Annotated in this window: 8 protein-coding genes; 4 read left to right on the top strand and 4 right to left on the bottom strand. The window is 60.5% G+C overall.

From position 1 onward, the window contains the following. Window positions 1-77 precede the first annotated feature (77 nt). Window positions 78-716, bottom strand: coding sequence for a TetR/AcrR family transcriptional regulator (locus tag ACQKP2_RS23550; protein ID WP_427579904.1), 639 nt, complete (start codon window positions 714-716; stop codon window positions 78-80). A 93-nt stretch (window positions 717-809) separates the two neighbouring features. Here ACQKP2_RS23550 and ACQKP2_RS23545 point away from each other — a divergent pair, with 93 nt between their 5' ends. From ACQKP2_RS23545 to ACQKP2_RS23535, 3 genes are all read left to right on the top strand, one after another. Beyond that, complete coding sequence (locus ACQKP2_RS23545; protein WP_427579902.1) at window positions 810-1,910, top strand: efflux RND transporter periplasmic adaptor subunit; 1,101 nt, start codon at window positions 810-812, stop codon at window positions 1,908-1,910. 6 nt (window positions 1,911-1,916) lie between these two features. Then, entirely contained in the window at window positions 1,917-4,982 is a 3,066-nt protein-coding gene (locus tag ACQKP2_RS23540) for an efflux RND transporter permease subunit (RefSeq protein ID WP_427579900.1), read from the top strand. 1,245 nt (window positions 4,983-6,227) lie between these two features. After that, window positions 6,228-6,491, top strand: a complete 264-nt coding sequence (locus ACQKP2_RS23535; RefSeq protein WP_427579898.1) for a DUF6124 family protein — start codon at window positions 6,228-6,230, stop codon at window positions 6,489-6,491. A gap of 133 nt (window positions 6,492-6,624) precedes the next feature. Here the strand turns inward: ACQKP2_RS23535 and ACQKP2_RS23530 are convergent, their stop codons facing one another. Genes ACQKP2_RS23530 through plsB form a run of 3 tightly spaced genes read right to left on the bottom strand, consistent with a single transcriptional unit; the run spans window position 6,625 to window position 10,282 of the window. After that, window positions 6,625-7,314, bottom strand: coding sequence for a DUF4197 domain-containing protein (locus ACQKP2_RS23530; RefSeq protein WP_427579896.1), 690 nt, complete (start codon window positions 7,312-7,314; stop codon window positions 6,625-6,627). A gap of 13 nt (window positions 7,315-7,327) precedes the next feature. Further along, window positions 7,328-7,726: a YbaY family lipoprotein gene (locus ACQKP2_RS23525; protein WP_427579894.1), complete on the bottom strand. Its 399-nt coding sequence runs from the start codon at window positions 7,724-7,726 to the stop codon at window positions 7,328-7,330. A gap of 51 nt (window positions 7,727-7,777) precedes the next feature. After that, a complete protein-coding gene (gene plsB, locus ACQKP2_RS23520) occupies window positions 7,778-10,282 on the bottom strand; it encodes a glycerol-3-phosphate 1-O-acyltransferase PlsB (protein ID WP_427579892.1) in 2,505 nt (834 codons plus the stop codon). A 237-nt stretch (window positions 10,283-10,519) separates the two neighbouring features. Between plsB and ACQKP2_RS23515 the strand changes: the two genes are divergently transcribed. Then, the gene (locus ACQKP2_RS23515) at window positions 10,520-10,729 is read left to right on the top strand and encodes a cold shock domain-containing protein (protein ID WP_110966634.1); all 210 of its coding nucleotides are present in this window, start codon (window positions 10,520-10,522) and stop codon (window positions 10,727-10,729) included. Window positions 10,730-10,854: the final 125 nt, after the last annotated feature.

Raw genomic sequence — 10,854 nt, 5'->3', positions numbered from 1 at the left:
TGCGCGACCTGGCTCGCCCCCCCCGGCCCTGTTTTACCCGTGGGTGCGCGAGCCTGCTCGCGATGGCGTCATTTGGTTCACTCAGGCCGATAAGCCCGCATGAACAACCCCACCACTTCCTGCACATGTTCCTCGGCCGCTTCCCCGGTCAGCGGTTCGCCGCAGCCGTAGAGCAAGCGGAAGTTCGCCGCACCCTTGAGCAGGCAGAAGAAGTGTTCCGCTGCGTTGCGCGGTTTATCGATACGCAGCGCGCCACTTTGATCGACCTTGGCCAGCAATCGCTCCATGCCGTGCAGCATGCGTTCGGGGCCTGCCTGAAAGAAGATCAGCGAAAGCTTCGGGTCCTGGCTGCCCAGGGTCATGATCAAGCGGTGCAGGTTGACCGACTCGTCGCTGTTGATCAGCAGATGAAAGCCGCGCGCGATGTTCAGCAGCACGGTTTCCAGCGCCACACCGTCCGGCAATTCGAAAAACAGCGGCGGCAATTGTTCTTCGCACTTGGCCACCACGGCGGCGGAGAACAACGTCTCCTTGTCGTTGAAATGGCTATAGACCGTCAGCTTCGACACACCGGCCTCGGCTGCGACAGCATCCATGCTGGTATTGGCATAACCCTTGGTCAGAAACAGCGCTTTGGCTGCATCGAGAATGGCCTGGCGCTTGACCAGATCCTTGGGACGGCCCGGGCCATTGGGTGCTGAAAGATTGTTCGGCATATTCGCTTTTATTACTGGACTGGTCAGTTTGCTATTAATAACATACCGGTCAGTATAATTATTCCAAGCACCATTGGCGAAAGGTCCTACACCATGTTCCGCTATGCCTTGCCCCTCGCATTGCCAGTCAGCCTGGCTTTTTTGTTGGCTGCGTGTGGTCACGAAGAGGCACCGCAAGTCAGCATTCGCCCGGCCATGGTGGTTCAGCCAGAGCCTTCGGCGCAGGCTACGGAAAGTTATCCCGGCGAAGTGCGTGCCCGTTATGAGCCAGATCTGGCGTTCCGTATCGGCGGCAAGGTCAGCCGACGACTGGTCGAGGAAGGGCAGAGGGTCAAGGCCGATCAACCGTTGGCGGAACTCGACCCGCAGGATGTGCGCCTGCAACTGGAGGCCACGCGCGCCCAGGTCGCCGCTGCCGAAGCCAACCTCAACCTGGTGCGGGCCGAACGCGATCGCTACAAGACCCTGATGGATCGCCAGATGGTCAGCCGTTCGCAGTACGACAATGCGGAAAATCTCTATCGCTCCGGCGAAGCACGGCTCAAGCAGATCAAAGCCGAATTCAATGTCTCGACCAATCAGGCCAGCTACGCCGTGTTGCGTGCGCCGCAGGACGGTGTCGTGGCCAAGCGTGCGGTGGAAGTCGGGCAAGTGGTGGCCGCCGGGCAAACGGTGTTTACCCTGGCCACCGATGGCGAGCGCGAAGTGTTGATCAGCCTGCCGGAGCAGAGCTTCGGCCGCTTCAAGGTTGGTCAGCCGGTGTCGGTGGAGTTGTGGACGCAACCCGACCAACGTTTCGCCGGACACATCCGCGAGCTGTCACCGGCCGCTGATCCGAAATCCCGCACTTTTGCCGCCCGTATCGCTTTCAACGCCGGCAAGGTCCCGGCCGAGTTGGGCCAGAGTGCGCGAGTGTTCGTGCAGACCGCCGAGGCCGTCCCTCTGTCGGTGCCGCTGTCGGCATTGAGCGCCGAAAACGGCGTGACCTATGTCTGGGTCGTCAGCGTCAACAACACCCTGAAGAAGACCCCGGTGCGGGTGGGTGCCTTCGGCGAGAAAACCGTCCCGGTGCTCGAAGGTCTCAACGCCAGCGACTGGGTGGTGGCCGCCGGCGTCCATGTACTGCTCGACGGGCAACAAGTGCGTCCGGTGGATCGCTCCAATCGCGTGGTCAATCTGGCAGACAAGGAGTAAGCCCCGATGCGCTTCAACGTTTCCGAATGGGCGCTGAGCAATCGCCAGATCGTACTGTTCCTGATGCTGTTGCTGGCCATCGTCGGCGCACTGTCCTACACCAAGCTCGGCCAAAGCGAAGATCCGCCGTTCACCTTCAAAGCCATGGTCATCCGCACCAATTGGCCAGGCGCGACGGCGCAGGAAGTCTCGCGCCAGGTCACCGAACGCATTGAAAAGAAGCTGATGGAAACGGGTGAGTACGAACGCATCGTGTCGTTCTCCCGCCCGGGCGAATCCCAGGTCACGTTCATTGCCCGGGACTCCATGCATTCGGTGGAGATCCCGGAGCTCTGGTATCAGGTGCGCAAGAAAGTCAGCGACATTCGCCACACCTTGCCGCCGGGCATTCAGGGACCGTTTTTCAACGATGAGTTCGGCACCACGTTCGGCAATATCTATGCCCTGACCGGCGACGGTTTCGACTACGCCGTGCTCAAGGATTACGCCGACCGCATCCAGATCCAGCTGCAGCGGGTCAAGGATGTGGGTAAGGTCGAGCTGCTCGGCTTGCAGGACGAGAAGATCTGGATCGAGCTTTCCAATGTGAAACTCGCCACCCTCGGTTTGCCGCTGGCGGCGGTGCAGCAGGCGCTTCAAGAGCAGAACGCGGTATCGACTGCGGGTTTCTTTGAAACCAATAGCGAGCGAATTCAGCTGCGGGTGACGGGGAATTTTCAGACAGTCGATGAAATAAGAAACTTCCCGATTCGGGTCGGTGATCGTACGTTCCGTATCTCCGATGTGGCCGACGTGCGTCGTGGCTTCAACGATCCACCGGCGCCGCGCATGCGCTTCATGGCCGAGGACGCCATCGGTCTGGCCGTGGCGATGAAGGACGGTGGCGACATTCTGGTGTTGGGCAAGGCACTGGAGGCCGAGTTTTCCCGACTGCAGAAAACCCTCCCGGCAGGCATGCAACTGCGCAAGGTGTCCGACCAGCCGGCAGCGGTGAAGGCCGGGGTCGGCGAGTTCGTCCAGGTGTTGGTGGAAGCCCTGGCGATCGTGTTGCTGGTGAGCTTTTTCTCCCTCGGTATGCGTACCGGCATGGTGGTCGCCCTGGCCATTCCGCTGGTGCTGGCGATGACCTTCGCCTGCATGTATTACCTGGGGATCGGCCTGCACAAGATTTCCCTCGGCGCGCTGGTACTGGCGCTGGGCCTTTTGGTGGATGACGCGATCATCGCCGTGGAAATGATGGCGATCAAAATGGAGCAGGGCTTCGACCGGATCAAGGCGGCGAGCTATGCCTGGACCAGCACGGCGTTTCCGATGCTCACCGGCACGCTGATTACCGCCGCCGGTTTCCTGCCGATCGCCACCGCGCAATCGGGAACCGGCGAATACACCCGTTCGATCTTTCAGGTGGTGACCATCGCATTGCTGGCATCGTGGGTCGCGGCGGTGGTGTTTGTGCCGTATCTGGGGGAAAAGCTCCTGCCGGACCTGGCGAAAATTCACGCAGCCAAACACGGCCCCGATCAGCCTGATCCTTATGGCACCCCGTTCTATCAGCGGGTCCGGCGCCTGGTGGAGTGGTGCGTACGTCGGCGCAAAACCGTGATCGCCTTGACGGTGCTGGCGTTTATCGCTTCCGTAGGATTGTTCCGTTTCGTGCCGCAGCAGTTTTTCCCGGCGTCGGGTCGACTGGAGTTGATGGTCGACTTGAAACTCGCCGAAGGCGCATCCCTGAGCAACACCGCCGAGGAGGTCAAGCGCCTCGAAGCCATGCTCAAGGACAAGGCCGGGATTGATAACTATGTGGCTTACGTCGGCACCGGTTCGCCACGTTTTTACCTGCCGCTGGACCAGCAATTGCCGGCGGCGAGCTTTGCCCAGTTTGTCGTGCTGGCGAAAACCATCGAGGAGCGCGAAAGCCTGCGCACCTGGCTGATTGCAACACTCAACGAACAATTCCCGGCCCTGCGCTCGCGTGTCACGCGCCTGGAAAACGGCCCGCCGGTTGGCTATCCGGTGCAGTTCCGGGTGACGGGTGAACACATCGACGAAGTCCGGGCCCTGGCGCGCAAAGTCGCGGCGAAAGTTCGCGAAAACCCGCATGTGGCCAACGTGCATCTGGACTGGGAAGAGCCGAGCAAGGTGGTGTACCTGAACGTCGATCAGGACCGTGCGCGGGCATTGGGGGTGAGCACGGCGAACCTGGCGAAATTCCTGCAAAGCTCGCTGACCGGTTCCAGCGTCAGCCAGTATCGCGAAGACAATGAGTTGATCGAGATCCTGCTGCGCGGCACCTTGCATGAACGCACCGAGCTGTCGTTGCTGCCGAGCCTCGCAGTGCCGACCGATAACGGTCGCAGTGTGGCCCTTTCGCAGATCGCGACCCTCGAATACGGCTTTGAAGAGGGCGTGATCTGGCACCGTAACCGCCTGCCCAACGTGACGGTACGTGCCGACATTTATGGCAAGGAACAACCGGCAACGTTGGTGAAGCAGATCATGCCGACCCTCGATCCGATCCGCGCCGAATTGCCCGACGGCTATTTGCTGGATGTCGGTGGCACTGTGGAAGACTCGGAGCGCGGACAAAAGTCGGTGAACGCCGGTGTGCCCATGTTCATCGTGGTCGTACTGACTTTGCTGATGCTGCAACTGCGCAGTTTCTCACGCACGGCGATGGTGTTTCTGACGGCGCCATTGGGGTTGATTGGCGTGACGCTGTTTCTGCTGGTGTTCCGTCAGCCGTTCGGGTTTGTCGCCATGCTCGGCACCATCGCGTTGTCGGGGATGATCATGCGTAACTCGGTGATTCTGGTGGATCAGATCGAGCAGGATATCGCGGCCGGGTTGAAGCCCTGGCAGGCGATCATTGAAGCCACGGTGCGGCGCTTCCGGCCGATTGTGTTGACGGCGCTGGCGGCGGTGCTGGCGATGATTCCGTTGTCGCGCAGCGTGTTTTTCGGGCCGATGGCGGTGGCGATCATGGGCGGGCTGATTGTGGCCACGGTGTTGACGCTGCTGTTTTTGCCGGCCCTTTATGCTGCCTGGTTTCGGGTTCGCAAAGAGGCGGTTTGATGGTTTGATCGTGGCGGCCTTCGGGCCGACCATGCTCTTGTTTGATTGAGTACATATCCGTTTCTGCGGTAACGGCGGCTGGCGGTTTCGCCCTTACGGCGAGTCCCTTTTGTCAAACGACACAAAAGGAACCAAAAAGTCTCGCCCCTGACGTACGGCCCCTCGCCAAGGCTCGGGGTTCCTTCGCTCCGGCATTCATCCGGGGGCATCGCCCTCCGGTTTGCTTCGCTGTACCTACATGCGATGTGTTCGACTGCGTCGAACAGCGCTGCGCGCTAATCCCCGGATGAACACCTCCACTCAGCCTCCCGAGGGGGCGGGTGGATCAAGATCAAAAGCCAAAGCCAAAGCGTAGGAGCACGGCTTGCCGGCGAAGGCGGCCTGACAGCCGACCTGGCTTTTGCATGTGTCCCCGATCCCTGTGGGAGCTGGCTTGCCAGCGAAGGCGGCCTGACGTCATGCGGTGTTTTTGAAAACGCCTTCGCCGGCAAGCCTGGCTCCTACGGATTTGAGGACGCCACAAAATGTGGGTGTGGCGCGAGCCTGTAGGAGCGAGGCTTGCCCGCGAAGGCGGCCTGACAGCCGACCTGACTTTTACAGGTGTACCCAATCCCAGTGGGAGCTGGCTTGCCAGCGATAGCGGCCTGACGTCATGCGGTGTTTTTGAATACGCCTTCGCCGGCAAGCCTGGCTCCTACGGATTTGGGGGCACCACAAAATGGGGGGGGACGCGAGCGATGTGACAATGCGGCTTGCCCGCTAAGGCGGCCTGACTGCCGACCTGACTTTTGCAGGTGTCTCCGATCCCTGTGGGAGCTGGCTTGCCAGCGAAGGCGACCTGACAGCTGACCGTTTTTTTGCAGGTATCCCCAATCCCTGTGGGAGCGAGCCCTGCTCGCGATGGCGGCCTCGAAGCCAACAAAATGTTTATGGCTCAATCAGAAAATCAGACCATTCCCACAACATTTTCAGGTTGCCCGTCGGAAGCACGATCCCTAGCCTTTGCCGGTCGCTGCCAATTCAGCGACCGGGACTGCAAGCCCGCCAATAGTTTGTTAGGCGCCTACAGGCGCACCTATAATCGTGGCGCTTTTTTAGCGACCACCGATTTATGGTGGCTGTGTGCGGGAGATCTTCGGATCTGCCGAGGTTGCCTAACGACTCGGTCTTGCAGACCTGCACACAGCTGCCACCCATCATCTGCAAGTGATGCTGGCCGCTCCGACTTTCGTTAGGAGCTTCACAATGATCAAACACAGCCCAAACCCCCCAGCCTCAGATCCCCAAAATCACCCCTGCCCAATCTTCACCCTGCGCCCAGATATCAATTCCGAAACCCTGCTCGTCCACGCCTATGAAACCCTCGCCTCGGCCAATGTGATGGCCACCGAGTTGTCATCGATCCTGACCGGCCCGACCTGCAATCTGGTGCTCGGGATTCAACAGATGATCGTCCTGGCACAGCTCTCGGTGAATGGCGTGCTGGATAAGCTCGAGTCGGCGCAATAGCCAAATGAAAAAGCCCGCTGAACCTGTGAAGGTCAGCGGGCTTTTTGATGTGTTGAGGGAGTGAGCATGCCGGGTGGCGAGTCAGTCGACATTACTGTTGATCTTGAGTCCGCCTTCGCGAGCATGCTCGCTCCTACAGGGAGCCGAACACCTTTTTCGCCAGGCTGGTGGCCGCAGCTGCAGGGTCCTTGCGAATGGTTTCTTCCTGCTTGCCGATCATTTCGAACAAGCCGTTCAATGCTTGCTCGGTCACGTAGTTTTCGACGTTGGCGTTCTTGGCATCCACGACGCCGAGTGTCGCGGCTTGCCCGGCGAAGGAGTTGTATTGCTGGGCCAGGCCCACCTTGTCGGTGGCTTGCTTGACGATGGGCAGGAACTTGGCGCGGATCTGTTCGCGGCTGGTTTTGTTCAGGTATTGGGTGGCCGAGTCGTTGCCGCCGCTGAGAATGCCCTTGGCATCTTCAACGGTCATTTTCTTCACGGCATCGACGAGGATCGGCTGGGCCTGGGTCACGGCGGTTTCCGCCGCTTTGTTCATGCTCGCTTCCAGTTCATCGACCTGATCGCCCATGCCGAACTGTTTCATTTTGCTGGCGACCTTGCCCAGCTTGCCCGGCAGTTCGATTTTCACGTCCGGGTTGTTGCTGAAACCGCCCGGGGTGCCAAGTTGTTTGACGGCCAGTTGCGCGCCTTGGGTCAGCGCATCCTTGAGCCCGCCAGTGGCATCTTTCTGCGACAGGTCGCTCAGCGACAGCGCCATGGCGCTGGCGGAGATCATCAAGCCTGCGCACAGGCCGGCAAAACGGAGGGTAGGGCGGAGCATGGCAACTTCCTTTTTAGCGGGCCGCGTCAACGCGGACCTTCACGGGTTGTGGGTCGGAGCCGTCGAGTCGCACGGCGTGGTTTTCAGTGGTGATGAACAATAATTTGCCATCGACTTCAATGCGCGCGCTCACCGAGTAGCGGTGGTTGGGCTCGACTTTCAGCGGGTCATAGCTGAGGTGGAAGGGCAGCGGCACCTGGCCCTTGACCGGACCGCGCTGCTCGTCGATGACCTTGGCCGGGGCATCGGCCAGGGAGATGTCCTGCAGGCTGACGCTGAGGACCGCATTCGGCGGCAGTGCAATGCGTTGCAGGTAGAAGACTTCACCGTCGAGGGAAGCCTTTGGGGCGGGTGTCGGATGCTGGCAGGCGCTCAGCAGCACGGCGGCTGCGATCAGGGACAGTTTTTTCATCGAAGGATCTCCATATCGAGGGCGCCAGGAACGACTGGCGCCCTGATCAATCTAGACGCTTTGTGCCGGCGGCGCGGGCTGGTCGGCGGCATCTTCACTGCGATGCAGCGCCACTTGGCGGATGGACAAGCGAATGTCCGCCGACAGCACTCGTTTGGCCGCACCTTCGGCCAGTTCGCCGAGCAATTCGTGATAGCCCAGTTTGCCGGCCTCGTCGCGCTTGAGCACATCGAGATCGAGCATCGTCTGAATGAAATGACGGAACAGGCTCTTGTCGAAGAACTCCGGCGCATTCAGGCCATGCAGGATCGACAGGCGTTGGGCCATCACCGTGCACAAGTCTTCCAGTTCTTCGGCGCTGATGCTGTTCTGGCCGCTGTTGAGCAACAGGGAAACGGTCATGTAGAAGCGCTGCAAGGTCTGGGCGATGCTTTTCGACAGCAGGGTCAGCAGCACGAAGTGCCGCGAACTCGGGGCCGGGCGCAGGTAAACGTCGTTCTCGAAACGCAGCAGGCCTTGTTCGACGAACGCCTCCAGCCACTGGTCGATGACCGCATCGAGTTCGTCCAGCGACCAGCGGATGAACAGCTCGGCCTGCAGGTACGGGTACAGGGCGCGGGTGTAGCGCAGGATCTGTTCGCGGCTCATGCGCGAAGCACTCTGGAAGAAACTCGCCAGCAGCGCCGGCAAGGCGAAGATGTGCAGCACGTTGTTGCGGTAGTAGGTCATCAGGACGGCGTTCTGCTCGTCCAGATACAGAATCTTGCCCAGGGCATCGCTCTGTTCGGACAGCAGGTCCATGTCCTTCACGTGATCGATCAAGGCGCGGCCGTCACCGTCAGGCAGCGTGGTGTGCGGCGAGTAGGGGACTTTACGCAACAGCGCCAGATAGAGGTCCAGCACTCGTGCCATGGCACGGTCGTCCAGGGCCAGGCGGCTGGTGGACAGCAGGGCCAGGGCCACCAGGTTGACCGGGTTGATCGCGGCGGCCTCGTTCAAGTGGCGGGCCACTTTTTCGCCGAGGCGGTTGGTGGTTTCGTTGAGCCAGGCCGGTTTGTATTGCGGGCCCAGTTCCTGTTCGCGCCAATTCGGTTGTTCGCTGTCGAGGAATTGCGCCAGTTTGATCGGTTCGCCGAAGTTCACGGCCACCTGGCCGAAGCGCTGCTTGAGCGCACCGATGACTTTGAAGATGTCGAAAATCGATTCTTTTTTCTTGCTCGCCCCGCGCAGTTCGCCCAGGTAGGTTCGGCCTTCCAGCACACGCTCGTAGCCGATGTACACCGGCACGAAGACGATCGGCATGCGCGAGGAGCGCAGGTAGCTGCGCAGGGTGATTGCCAGCATCCCGGTCTTCGGTTGCAGCATGCGCCCGGTGCGCGAGCGGCCGCCTTCGACGAAGTACTCCACCGGGAAGCCCTTGGTGAACAGGGTGTGCAGGTATTCGTTGAATACCGAGGTGTAGAGCGGGTTGCCCTTGAACGTGCGGCGCATGAAGAACGCACCGCCACGGCGCAGCAGGCCACCGATCACCGGCATGTTGAGGTTGATCCCGGCGGCGATGTGCGGCGGGGTCAGGCCGTTGCGAAACAACAGGTAGGACAGCAACAGGTAGTCGATGTGGCTGCGATGGCACGGCACATAGATCACTTCGTGACCCGGCGCGATGTTCTGCACGCTTTCGATGTGATTGACCTTGATGCCGTCGTAGATCTTGTTCCAGAACCAGCTCAGCACCACTTCCAGAAAGCGGATCGCGGTGTAGGTGTAGTCCGAAGCGATCTCGTTGCCGTAGCGCAGAGCCAGGGCCTTGGCTTTTTCCGGGGCGATGTTTTCCCGCTCGGCTTCATCGAGGATCGCCTGCTTGACCATGGGCTGATTGATCAGGCCCTTGACCAGGTTGCGGCGGTGGGAAATGTCCGGGCCGATGACGGCGGTTTTCAGGTTGCGAAAATGCACCCGCAGGATGCGCTGGGCCATGCGTACGGTGCGCTCGTGGCCCTTGTTGTGCTCGATCAGTTCGCGCAGGTGGATGGGCGCGGAAAACTGTACACGGGTCTTGCGCCCCAACACGATGATGCTCAGCAGGCGACGCAGGCGCCCGGTGACCGCCCAGCTGTCGGCGAACAAGAGTTTCCATGGGCTGTTTTCGCTGTCGGGCGACTGGCCCCAGAACACGCTGACCGGGATGATCTGCGCGTCTTCGGCGGCGTTCTGGCTCAGGGCGCTGACCAGGCGGGTCAAGGTCGGCGGCGCGCCGCGCTTGTCCTGGCGGCCGAGCCAGTCCGGGTCCGGCGTCAGGTAGAAGAACGCGGCCGGTTCCAGCAGGTTGCCAACCGATACCGGCAGTACAGGGCGCGGCAGACCGGCCTTGCTGCATTCGGTATCGACCACGGCAAGATCGGTCAGCGAGGGGTTTTGCAGGACGTAGAACACCGGACGACTGCGGTCGAGGTTGAGGGTGAACGACGACTGGTTGATCGTCTCCGAGCGAACCCAGAGGTACAGCAGCCGGCGCAGGGTGCCAAACACAAGACGGCGGAACGGGGAGCGGGTCATACGGCATCTGCGTAAGTGAATAAAACCGAGCGTTTGCTCGGGCGGTCGATAGTTTGCCGGATTCGCCGAAAATCGGCAAAAAAGCGGGCAACTAAATGCTTGTCGTGGGTTTCAAGGTCTGTCATATATTCGCCGCCCTGCCGCCGTATCCTCTGAAGGGTCAGGCACGTGCAGGCTGACATTTACGAGGCTTTCCTGCGAAAAGCCCGATCAATAATAAAAAAGGAGTATGAACAGATGGCAACACGTGAAACCGGCAGCGTGAAGTGGTTCAACGATGCCAAGGGCTACGGCTTTATTCAGCGTGCGGACGGGGTGGATGTATTCGTGCATTACCGCGCGATTCGCGGCGAAGGCCACCGCTCGCTGACCGAAGGCCAGCAGGTCGAGTACGCGGTGGTGGAAGGGCAGAAGGGGTTGCAGGCCGAGGATGTCGTAGGTCTGTAAACCCACTCTTCAAAACACGCAAATCCTGTAGGAGCGAGCGGTGCGGCGATCCGACTTGCCCGCGAAGCTTTTAGCGCCAGTGATGACGCCTTCGCGGGCAAGCCTCGCTCCTACGGGGTTGCGTT

The sequence above is a fragment of the Pseudomonas sp. NPDC089569 genome, from assembly GCF_050280625.1.
Lineage (GTDB): Bacteria > Pseudomonadota > Gammaproteobacteria > Pseudomonadales > Pseudomonadaceae > Aquipseudomonas.
Note: the sequence above shows the minus strand (reverse complement) of the source record. Positions and strands in the feature narration are given on the sequence as shown.

What these genes read in the sequence shown, in the direction of transcription:
- ACQKP2_RS23535 (WP_427579898.1), top strand. Translation starts at nt 6,228, where the DNA reads ATGATCAAACACAGCCCAAACCCCCCAGCCTCAGATCCCCAAAATCAC.
- ACQKP2_RS23525 (WP_427579894.1), bottom strand. Translation starts at nt 7,726, where the DNA reads ATGAAAAAACTGTCCCTGATCGCAGCCGCCGTGCTGCTGAGCGCCTGC.
- ACQKP2_RS23530 (WP_427579896.1), bottom strand. Translation starts at nt 7,314, where the DNA reads ATGCTCCGCCCTACCCTCCGTTTTGCCGGCCTGTGCGCAGGCTTGATG.
- ACQKP2_RS23545 (WP_427579902.1), top strand. Translation starts at nt 810, where the DNA reads ATGTTCCGCTATGCCTTGCCCCTCGCATTGCCAGTCAGCCTGGCTTTT.
- plsB (WP_427579892.1), bottom strand. Translation starts at nt 10,282, where the DNA reads ATGACCCGCTCCCCGTTCCGCCGTCTTGTGTTTGGCACCCTGCGCCGG.
- ACQKP2_RS23540 (WP_427579900.1), top strand. Translation starts at nt 1,917, where the DNA reads ATGCGCTTCAACGTTTCCGAATGGGCGCTGAGCAATCGCCAGATCGTA.
- ACQKP2_RS23550 (WP_427579904.1), bottom strand. Translation starts at nt 716, where the DNA reads ATGCCGAACAATCTTTCAGCACCCAATGGCCCGGGCCGTCCCAAGGAT.
- ACQKP2_RS23515 (WP_110966634.1), top strand. Translation starts at nt 10,520, where the DNA reads ATGGCAACACGTGAAACCGGCAGCGTGAAGTGGTTCAACGATGCCAAG.